A 278-nucleotide genomic window follows, 5' to 3' on the forward strand; every position below is an offset into this window, starting at 1 on the left:
CGCCTCCAGTCGTGGATCAAACTTCAACATGCGGGCGGCGTTTCTGGAAGTGATGAACGATGCGCTGGGATCGCTCGGGGTCATTGTTGCGGCCGTTCTCATCTGGACCACGGGTTTCCTTCAAGCTGACGCCATCGCCGGACTTTTCATCGCCGCACTCATCGTTCCGCGTGCGTTCAAGCTGCTGCGCGAAACGTCGCGGGTGTTGATGGAGTTCACCCCCGACGGTTTGGATTTGGACGATGTGCGATCACACATCCTCGAACTTGACCACGTCG

The 278-nt window shown here is 58.3% G+C and carries 1 protein-coding gene; it reads left to right on the plus strand.

Annotation, left to right across the window (positions count from 1 at the left end):
• Window positions 1-52: 52 nt before the first annotated feature.
• A partial coding sequence (locus ACZ3HG_RS23465) for a cation efflux transmembrane domain-containing protein (RefSeq protein ID WP_465334742.1) occupies window positions 53-278 on the plus strand: 226 nt, incomplete at its 3' end.

The sequence above is a fragment of the Erwinia sp. PME.40.26/001 genome (genome assembly GCF_055556675.1).